Origin of the sequence: Pseudomonas sp. NPDC098747 (assembly GCF_044760045.1) — a bacterium.
GTDB lineage: Bacteria > Pseudomonadota > Gammaproteobacteria > Pseudomonadales > Pseudomonadaceae > Aquipseudomonas.
Map to the genome: position 1 here is coordinate 1 of NZ_JBIWAL010000049.1, position 19,570 is coordinate 19,570.

Annotated in this window: 26 protein-coding genes; 4 read left to right on the forward strand and 22 right to left on the reverse strand. The window is 58.5% G+C overall.

Features of this window, described 5'->3' with window-relative positions; translation table 11 throughout:
- The 18 genes from ACIQVE_RS23155 to ACIQVE_RS23240 all read right to left on the reverse strand — a co-directional run.
- Window positions 1–2,033 (reverse strand): phage tail protein (locus ACIQVE_RS23155; protein ID WP_402812680.1); only part of this gene is annotated, 2,033 nt, incomplete at its 3' end.
- A complete protein-coding gene (locus ACIQVE_RS23160; RefSeq protein WP_402812682.1) occupies window positions 2,030–2,650 on the reverse strand; it encodes a phage tail protein I in 621 nt (206 codons plus the stop codon). The genes ACIQVE_RS23160 and ACIQVE_RS23155, both read right to left, overlap by 4 nt.
- Window positions 2,647–3,561 (reverse strand): baseplate assembly protein, encoded by a 915-nt coding sequence (locus tag ACIQVE_RS23165; RefSeq protein ID WP_402812684.1) that lies wholly within the window; start codon window positions 3,559–3,561, stop codon window positions 2,647–2,649. Before ACIQVE_RS23165 ends, ACIQVE_RS23160 begins: the two co-directional genes overlap by 4 nt.
- Window positions 3,558–3,902 (reverse strand): GPW/gp25 family protein, encoded by a 345-nt coding sequence (locus tag ACIQVE_RS23170; RefSeq protein ID WP_402812686.1) that lies wholly within the window; start codon window positions 3,900–3,902, stop codon window positions 3,558–3,560. Before ACIQVE_RS23170 ends, ACIQVE_RS23165 begins: the two co-directional genes overlap by 4 nt.
- Window positions 3,899–4,489 (reverse strand): phage baseplate assembly protein V, encoded by a 591-nt coding sequence (locus ACIQVE_RS23175; protein WP_402812689.1) that lies wholly within the window; start codon window positions 4,487–4,489, stop codon window positions 3,899–3,901. The genes ACIQVE_RS23170 and ACIQVE_RS23175 overlap by 4 nt, the downstream gene beginning before the upstream one ends.
- Before the next feature lie 141 nt (window positions 4,490–4,630).
- A complete protein-coding gene (locus ACIQVE_RS23180; protein WP_402812691.1) occupies window positions 4,631–4,879 on the reverse strand; it encodes a hypothetical protein in 249 nt (82 codons plus the stop codon).
- 135 nt (window positions 4,880–5,014) lie between these two features.
- Complete coding sequence (locus ACIQVE_RS23185) at window positions 5,015–5,473, reverse strand: phage virion morphogenesis protein (RefSeq protein WP_402812693.1); 459 nt, start codon at window positions 5,471–5,473, stop codon at window positions 5,015–5,017.
- Window positions 5,463–5,945 carry a phage tail protein gene (locus tag ACIQVE_RS23190; RefSeq protein WP_402812696.1) on the reverse strand — a complete coding sequence of 161 codons (483 nt, stop codon included), beginning with the start codon at window positions 5,943–5,945 and terminating at the stop codon, window positions 5,463–5,465. Before ACIQVE_RS23190 ends, ACIQVE_RS23185 begins: the two co-directional genes overlap by 11 nt.
- On the reverse strand, window positions 5,942–6,148 hold the full coding sequence (locus ACIQVE_RS23195) for a hypothetical protein (RefSeq protein ID WP_402812698.1): 207 nt from the start codon (window positions 6,146–6,148) through the stop codon (window positions 5,942–5,944). The genes ACIQVE_RS23190 and ACIQVE_RS23195 overlap by 4 nt, the downstream gene beginning before the upstream one ends.
- On the reverse strand, window positions 6,141–6,989 hold the full coding sequence (locus ACIQVE_RS23200; protein ID WP_402812701.1) for an N-acetylmuramidase domain-containing protein: 849 nt from the start codon (window positions 6,987–6,989) through the stop codon (window positions 6,141–6,143). Before ACIQVE_RS23200 ends, ACIQVE_RS23195 begins: the two co-directional genes overlap by 8 nt.
- Window positions 6,986–7,264, reverse strand: a complete 279-nt coding sequence (locus tag ACIQVE_RS23205) for a phage holin family protein (RefSeq protein ID WP_402812704.1) — start codon at window positions 7,262–7,264, stop codon at window positions 6,986–6,988. Before ACIQVE_RS23205 ends, ACIQVE_RS23200 begins: the two co-directional genes overlap by 4 nt.
- 1 nt (window position 7,265) lies before the next feature.
- Complete coding sequence (locus ACIQVE_RS23210) at window positions 7,266–7,616, reverse strand: putative holin (RefSeq protein ID WP_402812706.1); 351 nt, start codon at window positions 7,614–7,616, stop codon at window positions 7,266–7,268.
- Window positions 7,617–7,640: 24 nt separating this feature from the next.
- On the reverse strand, window positions 7,641–7,853 hold the full coding sequence (locus ACIQVE_RS23215) for a tail protein X (RefSeq protein WP_402812709.1): 213 nt from the start codon (window positions 7,851–7,853) through the stop codon (window positions 7,641–7,643).
- A complete protein-coding gene (locus ACIQVE_RS23220; RefSeq protein WP_402812711.1) occupies window positions 7,853–8,314 on the reverse strand; it encodes a head completion/stabilization protein in 462 nt (153 codons plus the stop codon). Before ACIQVE_RS23220 ends, ACIQVE_RS23215 begins: the two co-directional genes overlap by 1 nt.
- Window positions 8,311–8,610 carry a hypothetical protein gene (locus ACIQVE_RS23225; protein WP_402812713.1) on the reverse strand — a complete coding sequence of 100 codons (300 nt, stop codon included), beginning with the start codon at window positions 8,608–8,610 and terminating at the stop codon, window positions 8,311–8,313. Before ACIQVE_RS23225 ends, ACIQVE_RS23220 begins: the two co-directional genes overlap by 4 nt.
- A gap of 97 nt (window positions 8,611–8,707) precedes the next feature.
- Window positions 8,708–9,415, reverse strand: coding sequence for a phage terminase small subunit (gpM, locus tag ACIQVE_RS23230; RefSeq protein WP_402812716.1), 708 nt, complete (start codon window positions 9,413–9,415; stop codon window positions 8,708–8,710).
- Window positions 9,415–10,455 carry a phage major capsid protein, P2 family gene (locus tag ACIQVE_RS23235; RefSeq protein WP_402812719.1) on the reverse strand — a complete coding sequence of 347 codons (1,041 nt, stop codon included), beginning with the start codon at window positions 10,453–10,455 and terminating at the stop codon, window positions 9,415–9,417. Before ACIQVE_RS23235 ends, gpM begins: the two co-directional genes overlap by 1 nt.
- 25 nt (window positions 10,456–10,480) lie before the next feature.
- Window positions 10,481–11,326: a GPO family capsid scaffolding protein gene (locus tag ACIQVE_RS23240; RefSeq protein ID WP_402812721.1), complete on the reverse strand. Its 846-nt coding sequence runs from the start codon at window positions 11,324–11,326 to the stop codon at window positions 10,481–10,483.
- Between the two features lie 152 nt (window positions 11,327–11,478).
- Between ACIQVE_RS23240 and ACIQVE_RS23245 the strand changes: the two genes are divergently transcribed.
- The 3 genes from ACIQVE_RS23245 (at window position 11,479) to ACIQVE_RS23255 (ending at window position 15,186) form a co-directional block, all read left to right on the forward strand.
- Entirely contained in the window at window positions 11,479–13,239 is a 1,761-nt protein-coding gene (locus ACIQVE_RS23245) for a terminase ATPase subunit family protein (protein ID WP_402812724.1), read from the forward strand.
- Window positions 13,240–14,268, forward strand: coding sequence for a phage portal protein (locus tag ACIQVE_RS23250; RefSeq protein ID WP_402812727.1), 1,029 nt, complete (start codon window positions 13,240–13,242; stop codon window positions 14,266–14,268).
- 156 nt (window positions 14,269–14,424) lie between these two features.
- Window positions 14,425–15,186: a DNA adenine methylase gene (locus ACIQVE_RS23255; protein ID WP_402812728.1), complete on the forward strand. Its 762-nt coding sequence runs from the start codon at window positions 14,425–14,427 to the stop codon at window positions 15,184–15,186.
- A gap of 181 nt (window positions 15,187–15,367) precedes the next feature.
- On the opposite strand, the gene ACIQVE_RS23260 is transcribed toward ACIQVE_RS23255, so the two are convergent.
- From ACIQVE_RS23260 to ACIQVE_RS23270, 3 genes are all read right to left on the reverse strand, one after another.
- On the reverse strand, window positions 15,368–15,649 hold the full coding sequence (locus ACIQVE_RS23260) for a HigA family addiction module antitoxin (RefSeq protein ID WP_402812730.1): 282 nt from the start codon (window positions 15,647–15,649) through the stop codon (window positions 15,368–15,370).
- 14 nt (window positions 15,650–15,663) lie between these two features.
- Window positions 15,664–15,942 (reverse strand): type II toxin-antitoxin system RelE/ParE family toxin, encoded by a 279-nt coding sequence (locus tag ACIQVE_RS23265; protein WP_402812787.1) that lies wholly within the window; start codon window positions 15,940–15,942, stop codon window positions 15,664–15,666.
- Between the two features lie 188 nt (window positions 15,943–16,130).
- Window positions 16,131–16,967, reverse strand: a complete 837-nt coding sequence (locus ACIQVE_RS23270; RefSeq protein WP_402812733.1) for a phage antirepressor N-terminal domain-containing protein — start codon at window positions 16,965–16,967, stop codon at window positions 16,131–16,133.
- Window positions 16,968–18,729: 1,762 nt separating this feature from the next.
- On the opposite strand from ACIQVE_RS23270, the gene ACIQVE_RS23275 reads away from it, so the two are divergent.
- The gene (locus tag ACIQVE_RS23275) at window positions 18,730–19,092 is read left to right on the forward strand and encodes a DUF6124 family protein (protein ID WP_402812736.1); all 363 of its coding nucleotides are present in this window, start codon (window positions 18,730–18,732) and stop codon (window positions 19,090–19,092) included.
- A 50-nt stretch (window positions 19,093–19,142) separates the two neighbouring features.
- Here ACIQVE_RS23275 and ACIQVE_RS23280 read toward each other — a convergent pair whose 3' ends face one another.
- Complete coding sequence (locus tag ACIQVE_RS23280) at window positions 19,143–19,547, reverse strand: hypothetical protein (protein WP_402812739.1); 405 nt, start codon at window positions 19,545–19,547, stop codon at window positions 19,143–19,145.
- Window positions 19,548–19,570: the final 23 nt, after the last annotated feature.

Sequence of the window (19,570 nt, forward strand, 5' to 3'; positions counted from 1 at the left end):
CGGTAATACAGTCCCGTCCCGTGAAAAGGAGACAGGATCTGCAAGCGATAGCTATCGTTATGAATCAAGCTAATGACGTGATGCCAACCGACATCTGGCGCGCCGACCAGTTGTTCACCGAAATAGAAACCGGTCGTGTCCTGGTCATTTAGATCTGTGTTGGAAATAAGCGCCGACGAAGCCCCCATTCCAAATGCGCCCACTTGCATGAGCCGGCCAGCCGTCGCATCAAGCAAGGAGGCCTGGGTTTTATTTTTTAACTTGAGCGGCGTAATTGCCGAAGCGTCACTGGCACCTGCATCCACTTGCGCATCAGATGCAATCCGGATCGTGCCCGGGGCCGCCTCCGTCGCTGGCGACACCGTGACTTCGATCCAAGGCCCCCAAGGCCCCGTACCGTCAAAGGTTGCCGTCAACCCACGGCAGAACTTTTCGCCGGCGTACGTGGTGTATTCCTGCTGAAGGCCATAGGCGCTGGGGGTGACCAGCAAGGTCCCGGATTTACCGACCGGATAACCTCGATCGGGAACCGCGAGCGCATCACTGCTTTGGTAATAGACCCCCTCTTGCCCATACGCACCCAGCGTATTGAGATTGATGGTATCCCCCAGATGCAAGGTGGTCGTCAGCTTGGACGCCAATTTTCGCCCCAGATTGAGCGGCGTCACCACCGTCAAGTCACTGGTCCCGACATCCACTTCCGCATCAGATGCAATCCGAATCGTGCCCAAGACCGTCTCCGTGGCTTGTGCCACCGTGATCTCGGCCCATGCTCCCCAGGGCTGACTCGGGTGTGAGCGAACGCGCTGCCACACTTGCCCTTCATAGCCAACCCCGGCATCGTCGGTGAATGTCACACGCTGATGGACACAGCCCGTCGCACCGTTAAAAAACTCAGCGGTGGCCGTCGTGTTACCTAGCAGATTAGGAGGCCCGTTGGTGCAAGCCGAACTGACATGCACCATTTCCCCATGTCGGGCTGCGAAGGTGTCGAAATCTATCGTTTGTACCAAAGGCGCCTGTTCGCCATAGCCCCACCCTCCCAAACCCAAGCGGCTCACCATGTCCGGGATCTGATTCTCTTCGATACCCACGGTATGGATCGCTGCGGAGCCCAAGCCGAGGTTGCTGCGCGACGCGGCGACATCATCCACATCCGCCAGGTTTTGGCTGGCGGACAGCGCATCAACAACGATGTCGTGTCCGGCGATCATCTCGAACTGCAGGTTGGTCGTGTTGAGGGTGATAGGGCTATCGGTCATCAACTGCCAAACGGTGTCGGCCAGCGTCGTGCCCTGTTCCACCAACACCAGCAGCCCGGAGGTCACCTCGGCATTTCTGTCGGCATCAGAGGTGCGCGTCCACGTGCCGGCGGCCGCGCTGTACAAGCCGTTGTCCTGGCCCGCGGCTTGGTCCTTGACCAGCACCCGCGCGCCGGCCGGCAAGGTGGCGGCCCAGTCACCGCCCGCCTGCACCTCCAGCCCAGTCAGGGCAATCGCCCCGGTGGTGGCGTACTGTACTGAGTGTTTGTGATCGAGTTTGGCCAACTCCTCCTGAATCTTCCAGTCGACGTATTCACGGGTGGCCAGCACTACCGACGGATCGATCTTCAGCTCGATGTTCGCCGAGCTGCTAACGATGAAGTTCATCCGCACCACTTGCGTCTTGCCGGTGCCTTGTGACAGTAACGGTTTATAACTCGGCGCACAGTTGGCCACCGCGACCAGGTCACCATCGACGTCGTACAGACCGATTTCCCTGATCCATTTGCCGCCGACGTCCGTCGGGATGACCTGCTCGGTGATTACCACGTTAGGCTGAGTGGAATCGACCCGAATCTGGTTGATCGGTGCGCGCCGCCACTCATTGATCAGCTGCGTTTGCAGGCGATCAGGAATTGGGTTGGTGCCGTTGGCATCGCCAATGCCCATGTGGGTGAACCTCCAATCCAGCCCCAGGGCAATGGCGTTGGCATGTTTGGCTTCACCCACCGCCGTCAGGATGGCAAAAAACAGACTGTTCTGGTCAATCATAGGGGGTACACATCCATAGTTTCGTTTTCATCAACACCGAGCGCAGGACCAAACGTCCCGGTCACCTCGATGTCACCCGGAGTCGGTGGGTACACATCGATTTCTTCGCCCTCGTACACACAGGCGGAAATGTCGAGCACGCCCAGGGTCTGCTGGCTAATGATCAAGTTGGTCAGGTGCCGACTGACTGGCCGGGCGTCATCAATCAACCAGGTCAGTTCGTCGTACACCTCTTCGGTGATCCCGGCGTCGTTGAGCCCGACCTCCAACGCAAAGGTGCCGGGCACGCCTTCGGGGACTGTTTTGAACCACTCCACGACCTCGATCAGGTAGCCCAGTGGCTCGACCACCCGGCGCAACGCACCGATGGTGCCCTTGTGCGAATGGATGTAGTGCGCCGAACGCACGGCCGCGCGCTTGGCGGCTTCTGACCACTGGCTGTCCCAACGGTCGACCGAGAACGTCCAAGCTAGGTATGGCAGTAAGTCGAGCGGACACTTGTCCGGGTCATAAAGCTGGCGCAGCGGAATCGGCACGCGCTGGATCTGGGCCATCGCTCGCGCGGCCAGGTGCTCCAGTTCCGAGGCATTACGCGGGAGCAGCGACAGATCGTTCATCGCGCGTCGCCCAAGGTAAGCGTCACACCCGTGCAGTAGGGCGCCTGATAGGGCGTGGCAAGAATGTCGCTCCAATCATTTAACACGACCTTGCGCACGCCCTCGACGTGCAGAACCGCGTGCAGGGCAGACTCGGACACTTCCATGCCCAGTCGTCGCCGGCGGTGAACGTACGCGCGTAGGCTGGCCTCGGCGGCGGCGAGAATGGGTTCGGATTCCGGGCCTTGAGATAACAGAAATAGGGTGGCGCTCACTTCGTAGTCGATGATCTCTGCGCCGAGGACGGTCAGGCGGTCTGCCACCGGCCGGCGGTCTTCATCGTTCAGGTAGCTTGCCACGGTGGCGATCAAATCGGGCGAGGCGGTGCCGGTGCCGAGCGCCGATTGGACGATCATCACCACTTCGGCTGGAGTCGGACTGTCCACGGTGGCATCGGCCACGCGTCCGTCGGCGCCCCGGGCGTGGAAGATGTAGCTGTTACGTGGGCCGGCGGTACTCAGTCCTTCCCAGGCCATTTGAGCACGCTCGCGCAAGCTGTCGTCGCTTTCCATCACGCGCGGGATCGGCGGAGAGGTCGAGGGATCCCCCGCCTGAATCTCCAGACGTTCGACGTTAAAATTGGCGGCGAGGTTTTCCAGATCGGTGCCTTCAGCGAAGGCCAGCATGTTGGCTAGGCTGGCTTCGTTGACCCGTTGGCGCCAGAGGGTTTCGCGGTAGGCGTTTTCCTCGACCAGCTTGGTCAGCGGTTCTGATTCCAGATCGAGGCGCGCGGCGATTTCCGCCTGTTCCTCCATTGGCCACAGACTCACGGTGTACGCCTTGCGCTCGGCGAGGATCTGCTCATAGTCGATCTGCTCGACGATCTGCGGAATGGGCAGTTGCTTAAGATCGATGGCAGCAAAGGTGCTCATACGCTGCCCCCCAGCGCGAGCGGCAGTCTCAGGTTCAGCGGCTTGTTGCTGTCGACCAGGCTGCCTTCCAGATCCAGTTCACAGCCGCCGGCGAGGGTGGCACCGACCAGTTGCACACGGCTCAATATAATCCGCGGTTCCCAGCGCATCAGCGCCATGGTCGTGGCCGAGTAGGCTCGCAGGATAGTGAAGTCGTTAAAGGGAGCGTCGACCAGCTCGGGCAGCAAGCTGCCATATTCACGGCGCATAACCCGGGTACCAATGCGGGTGGTGAGGATGTCACTCATCGACTGCTCGATGTGCGCCAGGCTGTCGATGGCACCGCCGGTTTCGCGGTTCATTGCGGGGCTCCAGTCTGGCCGTCACCCGGGGTGACGCCGCCGTGCAGATGGTTCACCAGGCTGATGCCGGCAGCGACCACGTCGGCGGAAGCATTGATCTTGCCGGTGACAGATTGATCACCGGTTTGGGTGTAGTTGCCCTGTTGGGTGTAATCGCCCTCATGGATGATCGGCCCGACAAAACGAATGCCACCGGTACTGACCAGCGAACTGGTAGCACCGTCGACCAGCACGGCCTGCAGATGATGCGCGGCACTGTCGTATTCGATGACGGTGCCGTCGGGGTAGGTGCGTCGGTGCAGCCCTAGGCGGTTGCCGTTGGCTGGATTCTGATCGCTGAAAATGCCCGCCAGCACGATGCCATTGCCCAGTTGTCCGGACGGGCTAAACAGCAGGACTTGTTCGTCTACGGTGGGCGGGTTCCAGTCCTTGTCGGCTCCAGCGCGCAACGCGATCCAAGGCAGCCAAGTGGTGGTCAAGGCGCCGGTGTTTACCCGCACACGCGGCGGCGACAGCTGCACCTCGGCAACGGTGCCAAGGCGGATCAGGTTTTCTATCAGGCGGGCGAGGGTTGCGAGATCGTTCATGGCGTCGATGGTGACGCCCGCGCGCGAGGGATGCAGCCGGCTTGCCTTGTAAAACGTGGTTTTACAAGGCTACGTGTGAGAAGCGTTGAGTCCGGTGTAAATGCTACATCAGTGCAAGGTCAATGCTGCAGAGCTATACGCTCACAATGTTGCTTGGCGGATATCGTCCTCGGCTTCCACCCAGTCACGGTATTGCTCGCGCAACATTTTCAGTTCCAGTTCGGGGCTGACGTCCGGTCGGATCTGACGCGTGAGATTCCATAGCACCAACGACGCTTCCACCCATTCCAGCAGTGCATTGCGCGTGTAAGGGCACGCCAGCCAGATGTTTAAACTATCTGCTACTTCGGCAGTGTATTGCGGATCAATGACGGGCTGCATGAGAGGCATGAGAATTCTCCGAAGTGAATACCATCAGGGGCCACACCGTCTTTGAAGTGTAGCGGCTTACCTGGAACAGTCCTTGGCGTCGGACCGATGACGTGCCGTGCGTCTTAAATAGCCTCTGATCGGCTGATCAAATCGTCATGCCGTCAAATGTGTCAGCAGGGCGTCGCGGATCATGTCGCGATCCGCGTCGGAGAACCCCAGTAATTGACGTTGCTCGTATTGCACCTCGGGTGCGTTGCGTTCGGCGCGGTCTTTCAAGCCGTATTGATGCACCCGGGCAATTCGCGCCACGCGTCCGGCAAAACCAACGGTCATCGCATTGGCGTCGCCCCGGGCTTTCAGATAGCGCGCGGTGCGCAGCTTCTTGAACATCTGCGCCTTGCGCCGGATCCGGCCCTGCTTGCCGCGAAGCTCGCGCGGTTTGCGCGGGGTATAGGGCGTGCCGTCTGGGTTGCGCTGTGCGCCGATGCGTTGCTGCTGGCTACGACGTAAGAGCATCCCCAGCTCCCGTGCCAGCTTGCTGCGCGCGCCGGGTTCCATCTGGTCCAGCAGACCGCTGGCCCAGTCTTCCAATGCCAACAGGTCATCGGCCATCGGGGACAAACCATTCGCTGCTGCTGCCTTGCGTGCCAGGCTTCCACGCTGGGTCCAGGTAGTTGGCCACGCGTTGCGGTTCGCCGACGTGGGTGACGGTGGTGTTGCCTTCGGCATCGACACCGACCACCACCCGTTCGGTCAGCGATAACGTCAGGCTGAGATCGACCTTGCTGTTGTCCAGGATGTCGGCTTCGAACTTGATGCCATCGGCGGATTTGTTGAGGTTCTCCAGCAGCTCCGATTGGTTGACGCTGATCCAGCCGAGCAGGGGCAACATGACGGCGTCGGGATGGCCGGCAAAATCGGTAAGGATGACCTGCAGGTCAAAGCTGTACTCAAACGACAGGCTGGCTGCCGCCGTGCAGCGGATCTTGCCGTTGTCGATAAAGATCATCAGCCGGTCGGGGTTGTGTTTAAGTTCCGCCACGGTGCCGAGCAGGTGTGCACGCAGGCTGTCGGGTTTGTTCATGCGCGGTGCCAACCCAATTGATTCATTGCCTTGACGTCGAGTTGCTCGACCGGACCACGGACGAGAATTATTTTGCTGTCGGGCATCAGGTAACGCAGCGCCTCGAACAACTCTCGCATGCTTTCTGTCTCGGTGTTTTCCGGTACCACCAGCAGGTCGCCGTCCTGCACCTTTAACTTTCGTACTGCGTCGAGATCAATCATGCGGTTCTCCCTTGGCAAGATGGCAGGCGGCGTACCGTTCGTAAGCGCGCTGCAGCTTGATGTCGGTCAGTTGTCGATGGAAATCAGGACCGATATAGCTTTTCGTGAATTCTGCCCACTTGCGCGCTTTCAAGGCTTTGTGAAGGGCCGGATCGGTTTGAATGAACCGAACGAACGCTTCAAATTGTTGCGCCTCGCAGTCGGTCATGGCGTTGGCAAAGGCCTGCACACTGGCATAACCCAGGCGCTGCCAATGAAAGCCCAGGATCTGGAACGCCCCCCACGCGGTGGCTTGCAGTGCGGCGCTTTCATCGAGCAGGCGGGCCATGCAGAGGCGTTGATGTTCAGCGGTGCCTCCGGCATACGCCCCGGGCTGCGGATTGACTAGGGCCGGGTGGAGGGCGACAAGGTGATCAGCGTGCTGCTGCAGGGACGCCGCATCGTCATCGGGCAACTGTGGGATGGTCAATTGGCAATACATCAGATGGCGTTCAAACAGGATCAGTGGCTTGCCATTGTCGAGAAAGCCCATCCCCCGTGACAGGACTTCATTGAGCGCGTAGATGCTGGCCAGCGGCACCCCCAGCCGTTGTGCTGCATGCGACAGGTCGACGTGTTTCAGGAAGCGCTGGCAATTGCCCCCGGTCAAGGCTGTGTGGGTTTTGGGGCCGGCGATGCTGTCGGCGACCAACCCTACGTGCAACTGGAACACCTTAACGGCGTGTTTGGTGACATCGCTGTAATGGCCGTCGAGCACTAACGTAGCACCGTGGCGGTTGAGGAGCTGCTGCAGGCAGCGCACCGTTTGGCCGCGGTCACCGTAACGCAGGGTGATATTCATGGGTTGGGTCTCAGCAGGGCGGCGACGTTGCCGCGAGAACGGATAATCAGCACACACAGCAGCACGGCCGTGGTCGCATGCCAGAGGCTGACCGGCGTCCAATAGAGCAGGATTTCCAGCGCGCTGAGGCACAACGACGCCCCCAGCAGACTGGCCAACAGCGAGATCGCGCGCCGAAAGTGCGCGCCGCCTCGGTGATAGCTGGCCAGACGCACGGCGCTGACCAGGTAGGCGAGGGCGGTGATCAGTTGCACCACCCATTCCATGTCGGGCATGTCAGCCTCCTTTGATGCGTTTGAGGATGTCCCACAAGTCGGCTTTCTCAATCCAAAGCATAGCTTTGATGCTGATCGGAATGATCAAGAGCGCGCTGCCAAAGGCCGCGCCGCCACTGGTCACCAGTGGCAGGATCTGCACGGTCATCGGCGCGAACAGGTAGCCGACGCTGGCCGACAGCACGAGCGAACCAAGGCGCTGCCAGACCTTGAGGTCTTTCTTGGTACTGGTGACCAGCCAGGCACCGAGGATCGCGCCGAACAGAGCCTCACCATCTATGATCGGCATGGCCGTGGCCACGCCAAGCCCCATCAACAGGCCGGTGACGGTACTGGAGGTGGGATCAGCCATGCGGCATGCCTCCGCGTGTGATGATCAGTCCCATAGGTTCACCATTTGCCGTTGCGGGGCCGCGACCTGAATGATTGGCATGTTCACGGCCAACCCTTGCGGCAAGTTTGGGCCGTGGTCGGCCAGCCCGGGATTAGCGGCGAGGACGTCCTCGGTCACCCCGGTGGTCCGCCCGTAATGCCGCCAACACAGGGCATCGACGGTGTCGTTTTGTTGCGCGATCAATATGACGCCCATCAGATCAGCTCCACGGTGCTGCGCGGGCGACCGAGAAAGTCGCGGATCGCCCAGCGTTGATCGCGGCGGTATTCGTCGACGCTCGGTGTCAGTTCTTCGGCGTTCTGGCTGCCGGCACTGGTAGTGTCATAGGAGCGATAGCGCTCGCACACTTCGGCGCCGGTCGAGGCTTCGACGGCGCGGTGGTACAGGTGGACCAAGGTCGAGACGTCGTTGACGGTGTCACCGGGTACATCGGCCAACTTGGCATAACCGGCGGCTTGTTGGGTTGCCCGCCATTCGGCCAGTTCGCGGTTGACGTTTATGACGGCGGCGATGGCTGCGGTTTCAAGGCGCGGCGTGCTGACGCTGGAGTCAATACGCAGCGTGGCGCGCAGGCGGTCCAGGTCAATCGTGGGCCAAAACGAATCGGAGCGGATTTCACCGCTGGGCGCTGAGCCGCCGGCAACAAACCCACTCATCGCACGCCCCCGATGCACTCAAAACGGGCGATGGCGTGACGGGTTTGTTCGCGTGTGAACGTCCCGGCATGTATATCGCAAAGGCGGTCGAAGACTTGTTGGGCATGACGATTGATCAACGCCAGTTCCTGATGATTGTCGGGAAGAATTCCATCACGTCCAAGAGGGCCACTGCAAACGGTAAGGTCGTAGGCTTCAGTCTCTCGGCAGTAGTCCTCAGCCAGCGCCTGCAGACGTGTTTCGGATTCTGGCAGGGTGAAGTCACCCAAATAAGATCGAGCGAAGTCAGTGTTCATCTAGGCTCCGTGGATCGCCGGTGGTCGGGGTTTCACGTTCAGGAATGCTGTCCTGATCGATCCGCCCCGAGCCGGCGGGTAGCGTGGGAACGCTCGGTTAACTGCCGGGGGCAGTGTATTTTTTCAGGAGGCGTTCGACGCGCTCCAAATCCTTTTTGCCGCCGCAGTTGCTGTGCAGGTCAATGGCTTTAGTCAGGTGCGCTTTGGCACCTTCAAGCCAGCCAATGTCCATGCCTGCGGGGTTTTCGTCCGATACCTTTGCGGCGTACGCCTTGCCGATTGCCAGGTGCAGCTTGGCGCGGGCTTGGTCGGGCATGTCTTCCTTGGCGGTTACCTGCTCGGTGTACAGCAGCACATCGATATTGAACGTGCCTCCGGCCTTTTGGGCCTTCAGCGCCGCTTCGGCGATCTCTTCAGCAATCAGGCAACCCGTGGTGCGTTCAAAGCGGTCAGGCATGAGCATTTTGTGCTGCAACACATAGGCCGCAATGTCCAGCGCCCCGGCAAAATCGCCGGCATCGATACGCCAAACCATGATGGTGGTCAGCACTTCATCCTGTGCGCCTTGGCCCGCTTGCAGCACGCCTTGGACATAGGGCAGGTAAGCCGGCAGCAACTGGGCTTTCAGTTCAGCCTTACCTTGCGTGGACTGCACCTGCTTGAGGCGCAGGCGGTCCTGCAGCAGTTGAGCGAGCTGAAGTTCGTATGCCGTTGCGCCTTGCATGCTGGTCAGCGGCGATGCAATCGCGGCTTGCTTGGCGGCGAGAGCGCGGCGTTGGTGACGTTGAGCGAGGGACAGGGCCATCAGCTTTTGGCCCCCGCCGAATCCACTGGCGCGCTTGGGTCCGCTTCTTCAATGTTCTCGATCAGCGCGCCGAGACCGTAGTCCTCGATGACGTAAGACTCATTGGACGACTGGAAGTCAGCAATGCGATCCCATTCTGGTTGGTCCTTGATGTGCCTGCGACGAGCACCGGTCTGCCAATAGATCGACAGGTTGCTCAGCGCGGTGATCATGATCCCGCGTTCGATGAAAAACGGCGCGTCAACGATGGGGCGCCCGCCGAGGGTGGCGTTGGCGATAATGCGTGCGGCCGCCAGTTCGTTTTCGTTGTCCGAAGCGCCTTCGATGTTTGCCAGGAACTTGGCGTGCAACAGGTCGCGGTCGACCAGCACCACCAAGTCAGGGCGTCGGCGGTGCCACGGATCGAGCAGTTGGATGGCGTCGTAGACCAGGCCGTCCAGCGTCTTGTAGTCACCCGTGGCACCGATGGTGATTTTGCCGGGTGCCGAACCGGACGACATCACGCGTTCCGGTGCATTCAAGCGGTACTTTTGCAGCCAGCCGATGTTGACGTCTTCCAGCAGAGGATTGGCGTCGCGATCCGTGTTGGCTGCCACGGAAGTACCGTTGAAGCCAATCATGATCCGGTCCAGTGCCTGAGCTTGGGTGATCGCGGCGGACAGCATCGCCTGGAATTCCGGGAACTTGGCCCAGGCATCAAGCAGCTTGTACGGGATCGCGGTGTCAAAGTCGGTCTTCTTGCAGCTGTAGCTGTCTTTGGTCAGGTTACTGACATCGCGCGGTGTACGTGGATTACTGGCGGTGTTGGTGCGACCCGCGATGGTACTGAGCACGCCCAAGCCGATGGCTTCGCCTTCCTGTTCATCAACCCCGATCACGTTGATGCGCTTTAGGAAGTCGCTCGACTCCTTGATTGCCGCTTCCAGTTTTTGCTGGATTGACGGTGTGACGTTAAATTTCTCGGTCGCGGCGGTAATGGTATTGAGCAGGGCGACCTGCTTGAGGTAAGCATTGAAGACAAGGCGGGTATCGTTACGCATGGAGTTCTCCGAAAGGGGGCGGTAATCAGTAGGTAGCCAGTACAGCGCCGTCGCCACCGGTGACGATCGGACGCGAAAGCTGGTTGTGGTCAGCGGTCTTGTCGAGACGGGCGACCAGGTCGGCAAAATCAGCGCTGAGCTTGTCGTGCTTTCCCTTTAACGCCGTGAACTCGGTCTGGCCGGTAGTGAGGGCTTTGGCCTGCTCGGCGGCATGGCTGGCCAGCGCTTCCACGACCTCACCCAACTCGGAAAACTGCGCGTCGTCCTTACTTGATTTGTCCTTGGTCTTGCCCAGCATCTCGGTGACGCGGTTGAGCAGAACTTTGACCTTGCTCTCGGTATCCGCGACTTCCTCGAATACCAGGGCTACTTCTTCAGCAGCCGTGAACAGGTTGTCGGCGTGGACTTTACGACTGGCGAGGGTGCCGTGCTGGGCGCTGAACGACAGCGCCTCCGTGCCCAGACTGGCCGGGGTGTCGGTGACCGCAAGACCCACCAGATAGGCTTTGCCGCTGTCGGCAAACAAGGGCTGAATCTCGGCCGAGGTGTAGATCTTCTGGCGTTTTTTGTTCAAGGCGAGCAGGGCTTCGTTGGGCTCCAGCTGGGCGAACAGGGCCAGTTTTTTCGCGCCGGCAATCTCGACTTCTTCAGCCTTGAGCGCGATCACGTCACCGTAGGCACCAAACTCGCCACCCGGCCAGTACCCTTTGATGTGCTCGCAATTGATTCGCGCGCCGTAGGTGTTGGGGCTGTATTGCGCCGCCATGTCCTCGATCCAGCTGCGTTCAATGTTACGGCCATCGGTGGTCGCGCCTTCGACGGCGATCCGGGTCCATTGGGAGCGAAATTTTTTTACGGTGGGGCTGGCCATTGGGTGTCCTCAGAGCTGTGACGGTGAACGTCGTTGCGATGGGGCCATGGTCGGGAGCTGGACGCGCGCGGGCAACGAGTCGCACTTGTAGAGCGGCGTTCTACAACGTGCACGGCGGGTTTATCGCGCGCGTGAAGGGCAGCATCTGCGCCATGAATGCCATCGTTGAACTTCCCATCCGTGATAACCGCCGCCAGGCCAAGTTTTTGTACTGGACGGGCTGGCGTGTCACCGAAATTGCCCAATACCTGAAGGAGCGGGAAAAGACCGTCCACAGCTGGAAGGCCCGCGACGAGTGGGACCGTGCGGACAACGTCGAGCGCATCGGCGGGGCGTTGGAAGCGCGGTTGGTGCAACTGATCCTCAAGGACAACAAGACCGGTGGCGACTTCAAGGAAATTGACCTGCTGCACCGCCAGTTGGAACGACAGGCGCGCATTGAGCGTTACAAAGACGGTGGCACCGACGCCGAACTCAACCCGAAACTGGGCGCACGCAACGCCGGCCCGAAAAAGAAAGCCAAGCGTAACGAGTTCAGCGAAGACCATATCGAGCTGCTGACCGAGGCCTTTGTCGACGGCTGTTTTGGGTATCAGTTGGACTGGTACCGGGCCGGCAATCAACGCACCCGCGCGATCCTGAAAAGTCGGCAGATCGGTGCCACCTTCTACTTTGCCCGCGAAGCGCTGATCGATGCGCTGACCACCGGGCGCAACCAGATTTTCCTGTCAGCTTCAAAGAATCAGGCGCACATCTTCAAAGCGTACATCCAGGCCTTTGCCCGGGAAGTGGTCGGCATTGAGGTTACAGGCGATCCGATCATTCTGGCCAACGGCGCCGAGCTGCATTTTCTGGGCACCAACGCGCGCACCGCGCAGGGCTACCACGGCAATTTTTACTTCGACGAATTCTTCTGGACCTTCAAGTTCAACGAGCTGAACAAAGTCGCCAGTGGCATGGCGATGCAGAAGCAATACCGGCGCACCTATTTCTCCACGCCGTCGAGCATGGCCCACGAGGCCTATACGTTCTGGACCGGTGAGCGTTTCAACAAGGGCAAACCGGCGGCCAATCGCATCAACCTGGACGTGTCCCACGGGGCGCTGCAGCAGGGCCGATTGTGTGAGGACCGACTGTGGCGACAGATCGTCACCATCCTCGATGCTGAGGAGCGCGGCTGCGACCTGTTCGACCTGGAAGAGCTGCGCCTGGAGTACGACGCGGCCGCGTTCCAAAACCTGCTGATGTGCCAGTTCGTCGATGACGGCGCGAGCATCTTTCCGCTGGCAGTGTTGCAGCCCTGCATGATCGATAGCTGGGTGGAGTGGGCCGAGGACTACAAGCCCTTCGCCGCGCGGCCGTTTGCAGACCGACAGGTGTGGGTGGGTTATGACCCCGCCGAAACCGGCGACAGCTCGGGGCTGGTGGTCGTGGCGCCGCCGCTGGTCCCGGGTGGCAAGTTCCGCGTGCTCGAGCGTCACCAGTTTCGCGGGATGGATTTTGCCGCACAGGCCGAGGCGATTCGCCAGATCACCCAGCGCTACTGGGTGACCTACATCGGCATCGATGTCACGGGCATGGGCTCTGGCGTGGCCCAGCTGGTGAAGCAGTTCTTCCCCAACATCACCACCTTCAGCTACTCGCCCGAAGTGAAAACTCGGCTGGTCCTGAAAGCGTACGACGTTATCCACAAGGGCCGTCTGGAGTTCGACGCCGGCTGGACCGACTTTGCCCAGGCACTGATGGCGATCCGCAAGACCATCACCGCCGGCGGTCGTCAGTTCACCTACACGGCCGGCCGCAATGATTCCACCGGTCACGCGGATCTGGCGTGGGCACTTTTTCATGCATTGCAAAACGAGCCGCTGGAAGGGCAGACCATTGCCAACACCGGTCGGATGGAGATTTTTTAGATGACCACAGAGCAAGAATTAACCGAAGCGACCGAAGTGCAGGAGACGGGCACGCAGAAGGGCGCGATGGCGTTTACTTTCGGCGCGCCCGAGTCGGTGCTGTCGGCCAACGAAATTTTTGATTACTTGGAGTGCTGGTACAACGGCCGCTGGTTCGAGCCACCGCTGTCGATTGACGGATTGGCCCGCTCGATCAAGGCCAGCGTACACCTGGACTCGGGCCTGCGCTTCAAGCGCAACCAGCTGAGCCGCACCTTCATTCCACACAAGCTTTTTTCTCGACAAGCTTTTGAGCAATACGCTCAGGACTACCTGTGCCTAGGCAATGGCTATGTGGAGAAACGCCGCTCGTTGTTCGGCTCGACTCTGGCCTTGAAGCCGACGTTGGCCAAGTACATGCGGGTGGGCAAAGATGACCGTTTTTTTCAGGTGCAAGGCTGGAAGCAGGAGCACGAGTTCGACGCTGGAAGCATTTTTCAGCTGCGTGAGCTGGATCTGCACCAGGAGATCTACGGCCTGCCCGAATGGATCTGCGCCTTGCAATCGGCGCTGCTGAATCAGTCCGCGACCTTGTTTCGGCGCAAGTACTACGAGAACGGCAGCCACGCTGGTTTCATTTTGTACATGACCGACGCGGCGCAGAACGAGGAGGACATCAACGATTTGCGCACGGCATTGAAGAATGCCAAGGGGCCGGGAAACTTTCGCAACCTGTTTGTGTACGCGCCCAATGGCAAGAAGGAGGGCATCCAGTTGATCCCGGTCAGCGAAGTCGCGGCCAAGGATGAATTCAACTCGATCAAGGACAAAACCCTTGAGGACGTATTGGCTGCGCTGCGGGTTTATCCACAGCTGATGGGCATCGTGCCGAAGAACGCAGGGGGCTTTGGTTCACCGCAGGAAGCGGCCAGTGTCTGGGCCACTCTGGAACTGGAACCGATTCAAACCCGCCTGGCTCTGTTGAACGACTGGGTCGGCGAGGAAGTTGTGCGCTTCAAGCCGTTTGAGCTTGGAGGAGGGGAGAAGTAGAACCCCCGCGCAGTAAACGAGGCGACGAGCCGGTGCGTCAACACCGACCCGACGCTGAAACACTCGAATTACCCGAGTGCTCCAACCAAGGCCTCGCCCCACTGCGCAGGGGGTGCGAAGCCTAAGCGAATCCACTTAATGAAACAAGGATCACTTATGAGCACACCGATCATTCCATGGATGGGCGGCAAGCGCCGCCTTGCCAAACACATTCTTCCAGAGTTCCCGGAACACGAGTGCTACGTCGAGCCGTTCTGCGGCGGCGCGGCGTTGTTTTTCATGAAGGAGCCTAGCAAGGTCGAGGTGATCAATGACTTCGACGGAGAGGTGGTGAATCTGTACCGGGTGGTGGCCCATCACCTGGAGGAACTGATCCGGCACTTTCGCTGGTCATTGGTCAGCCGCAAGATGTTCGAATGGACCAAGCAGCAGATCCCGCAGACGCTGACCGACATTCAACGCGCGGCACGGTTTTTCTACCTGCAGCAGCAGTGCTTCGGCGGCAAACCCACGGGACGGACCTTCGGCACCGCGACCACCTCGCCACCGAAACTGAATCTGTTGCGCATTGAGGAGAAACTGAGCGAGGCGCACCTGCGGTTGGCGCGCACTACCATCGAGCACCTGGACTGGAAGGCGTGCATCCAGCGTTATGACCGCGAGCACACCTTGTTCTATCTCGATCCCCCGTATTGGCAGACCGCCGGGTATGAGGTGGGCGATTTCGCTTTTTCCGAATACGAAGCGATGGCAGCACTGGCCCGCTCGATCAAGGGGCGGATGGTGATTTCCATTGGGGATCACCCGCAGATCCGCGAAGTGTTTGCCAGTTTGCGTTTGAAGGAGGTGCCACTGAACCACACCGTCGGCGGTCGAGGCGGTAAGCAGGTCAACGAGTTGATCTATTTCAACTGGTGACCTTAAGTAAGCCAAAAAGCCAGGCATGAGTCTGGCTTTTTTGTGGGCGCGATGAACTCCGGGAAATTACTTCACGCTTTACGTTGAGTCCGGCGTGTCTTTCCACCCAAGCCGGCAGTGTCATCGTAAAACTGGACGAACATCTGGGCTCCTCAGAGATCGCCACCAGTTGTAACTCTAATCAAGCCGCGACCAAGCGATCTACCTGTGGTTGTTCGCGATGCTCTGCTTGCCAAAGGTCATAGTTCATTTGCAACGCTAGCCAAAAGCGGGCAGTGCTTAGTCCGGACCGTTCCAGACGCACAGCGAGGTCGGGGCTGATCGAGGCGTGTCCGTGAATCACGCGCGAAAGCATTTCACGGGAAAAGTGCAAGCGTCGAGCCATCTCGGCGATTTTTACATTCAGCTCCGGCAGCATGTCGTAAATCATCTCGCCTGGATGAGGTGGGTTATGCATAGCCATGTGGGCTCCTCCTTTCAGTGATAGTCGAGGTAATCAACCAGTTCGACGTCAGCACCGACAAACCGGAAAATTACGCGCCAGTTACCGCTTACGGTCATTGACCAGTAGCTGGCCAACTGACCTTTGAGTGGGTGCAAACGATATCCCGGCAGGTTCAGTTCGCTCGGTACGCTTGCAATATCAAGCGCTGCCAGAATGAAACTGAGGCGTTTTGTATGATCGGCCTGGATGCCTTTGGTGGTCCCGGTTTCAAAGTAGGCCTTAAGGCCTTTGTGCTGGAATGTCTTGATCATGGGATTAGTGTGATGCATTTGTTCACGTTTTGCAACGTCTACGCAAGCCGTGGCCCATCGTGCTCCCTGAAGCCGCCCCCGGAGTCACGGTTCCCGCAAGGAGCTTTCAACCCCCTTGGTCGAGCATTTGAGTGTGTTGCCTAGGAGTCGCTTGCCGCGAGCATATTTCTGCCTGCCGCGTCGGGTCATCATCCATTAAAGATGCTGGGGAGTGCTTCAAATACCCAGCACCTCATGGTGGTGCGTTCAATGCCACTGTAGAGCGAAGAGTTATGGTTGATGTATCGCGGAGCTGTGGATGACTTCAGTGCTCTAATCAATACGTCATCTAACTTGATGTTAATGCCGTGTTTTTTAAACAGATTGGCCAGATCTTCAAAGCGAAACGCCAGTAAGGTCGACTTAATCGCATGGTTGTACTTGATTCCCTTCTCGTCTAGGTGCCGCAACGCGGCCCAGAAATCGGCCAGGATCTCCGGCTGTGGAGGTTCAGCTACGCCGATATCGTCCATGTTGGGAGCGCTGAGGCTCAGTTGCACTGAAAGCTGAATGACCTCTTCCTGAATGGTGGCGCGTATAGCGTGGTTGCGGGTGCGCTGCAATTCTTTAAGAAGAGCAATGCGATGGCGGGAAAGGGCGATCTGTTGAGTGACGTTCGGTACGCCACTTCGAGTGACGCTTTTTTTAGTCCAGTAATCCCAAAGTGCATCGTCGCACTCTTCCTGATACCGGACGATCTTGTCGTGCAACTCGGGCTTCACTTTGTTCGGGCTTATTGAGTAAAGCCATGCTGGTAGCTTCCGAAGGGGCAGGCACACCATTCCTCTCGTTTTACCGTCTTCGGCAACCGTCACGATTTCCGTGATATTTGTACCAAACTTTTCCGTCAGCTTGACGTGTTGTGACTGCCAAGCCAGCCCGAGGTTCTCCACTACGGGTTTCATTGCTACAAACGGGTCATTGTTTTTGCCGATAAGGACCACGGTGTCCTCATAAAACGGGACGGGCATCAGTTGATGCTTCATGTCTTCTTCCTTATTGATCGTCGGTCCATTGCAACACGCCGATTGTTTCGATCCCCGAAACAGCCGCGCAAAGTAGTTCCGTGATTTTGACCAACTGGGAAGCTCAAACCAACCCTGTGATTGTGACCAATGGCTTCATGGTCACAACTGCCACGCTCCGAACGCTGCATGGCGGTCGGCGGCGGGTCTGCACCTGGCGCGCGCAGTCGTCCCCCCGCCACGCCTGCGGGCTAAATGGGTCGTTTTTTCTGCACTTCTGCACCCTGCTGGACGCACGGCGGGCTGTGGGCTGCGTAGGAGATTGTGGTGCGGAAAAAGCCTGCGGATCCCTGCGAGGGTAGGCAAATTTGAAAGGTCGTGGCGCAGGCTGTGTACTGGGTTCCGAATTCCGAAAGCTGCGGAGTTCTGAGGGGCGGTATTTCTGCGAATGAGGTAAGCGGGCACTCAACCAGCGAATCTGGGAGGTGGCTCGGGAAAAGGGTTAGTTTTTGAAAAGGCGCGGCTGGGGGCGCTGGAGGGCCCGAATTTACTGGGCTTGAGGGCTAACTTTAGAGGGTTAGTTATGGTTAGGTCGGAGGTTAGTAAATTTTAAGATACTGATTTATAAGGAATTTATTTATTGGTTTTTTAACATCTATAAAGGTTAGGAAATAACCTTATGTTAACCAAAACCTAACCTTACGGGGTCGTCGCAAACCCACGCCAATCAAGGCATTCAGGGCGGAAGGCAAAAAACTAACCTTCCTAACCTCTTTCCCGTGGGTCAACATGAAAACACTGAATATGCCTAGGGCGGGGCATTTTAGAAGCTGTGTGCTGGATCGCGCAGTACTCAAGTCCTTTACCTTCACGCGCCCGCAACCTCAACCGCACAGCTTCAGATGTTGGCGTTTGCAGGGGAGGGCGGGATTGGAGCGACAGGCACTGGCAACAAGCACCATAGATCAACCATGCGGATAGGGTTCTGTTGGTCAGACGAAGGCTGTTTCAGGCGGTGAGTGGTACGAAAGTGGTACGTGGTTTTCTGTAGCGTGCTGCAAGGCGTGTATTACAAGGCCTGTAGAATTAGCGGTTCCAATCCATCATTGGGGCGACGGAGAAGCGGCGGGAGAGTGGGGCGGGTTGTAGAGTCATTGGGAATCTGGATCAGAGAGACGAAGTGGCGGAAGTTTATCAGGATTGGGAGAAGCCTTACCCTCTGTGATTCATTTGGCCCCGTGCGCCGACACCAGTGGGCTGATTATCGCGGTCGGTCACCGATTTATACTGCCGACTTCTACTCAAAGTGCACACTACGAACCCTGCCTGAATGAGGGTCGAATTAACGGGTGCCGGCTGTGTGAACCTTGCTTTGGTCGGTGCCTGATGGCGAGGAACTCGGAATTTTCGTGAATTTAAACAGCAAAGGCTGAGCTTGTTTAGATGAGTCGAGATGGTGCAGTCCAATGCCTACAACTCCTTGCGCCACCCCCTACACGTAAGACAGAATCCGCCGGCTTGTACGTCTAGACCGCAGGTTCTATCGTTCCTGAGTCACTGAAACCAGTGATCGGGTTTGGTAGCCCGCTTCGTGTCTAGATGCATGCGTCACCTTGTTCAGTCGCTTTCCCAGGGCTTGGATTTCATGGTGGTCATGCGTGGGGCCCATTCGTGGGCGCCGGGTTCTAGTGCGACCGGTCTACCAACCCGCGTATGGCCGCCACCCTTCGTTTGGTAGCGAGGGTGATGGCTTCATTTAGTAATCGCGCTAGAGGCTCCATCTATGTTCAAGGTAACGCCCAATCCGCCAGAAACCGATCCGGCTTCCCCGTACGAATCTCCCAATTCCAAAAAACTCCACGAAGCCGCCGAGCGTGCGCTCGACCACTATCTGCATCCCGCCGACCAGACCATGACCAGCGCCGACGAGCGCGAACGCATGTACCACGCGAATCCGAAATACGACTCGGAATCTCTGCTGGCCAATGCCAGTGAAACCCTGGGCTCTGCATCCGAGATGCTCAACAATTTTGCCGCGACGCTTGATAACCCGCGCCGCAAAACTGCGCTAGGTATTGCACAGGTGGTGATGCTGGCTGAGTTGGCGGTGAATCAGGCGTTGGATAACGTTGAGGTGAAGGCGTAAATCCTGTCCCACTGTGGCGAGCGGTTCGACCGCCGCCTCGGTGGGGCTGGTCATTTTGTGTAGTGCCTGGAGATTTCTTGCCATATGTATTTGTATCGAAATTCAAGCCAGCGAATCAGCAGTTTGTCTAGCTGACGTCTGAAGCGGCTACTTTCTCGGACTTTCAATGTTTCTGCTATATCAGCCTGTAATTGCTCCAGATTGAACGCGGACCAGATTATCGGAATGACGGTTTCAAGATTGGTATGACACACCGGTGCGACTTCTTCGTAGAGGATTCGCCTGATCTCTTGCGGATCGTAATCCTGGGTTTGGCGTGCGATGAATGCGTAGTTGACCTCATTGTCGACAAACGCGTCAGACAGCGACCAGTGGACATCGGCGCGCTCTTTGTCTGTTGCTGAAGCCCAGTCGCGCTTGGCGCGGGTGGTGGTCGTGCGGGCTGGATTTTCCATGTTTGACTCCCTGTCCACATTCA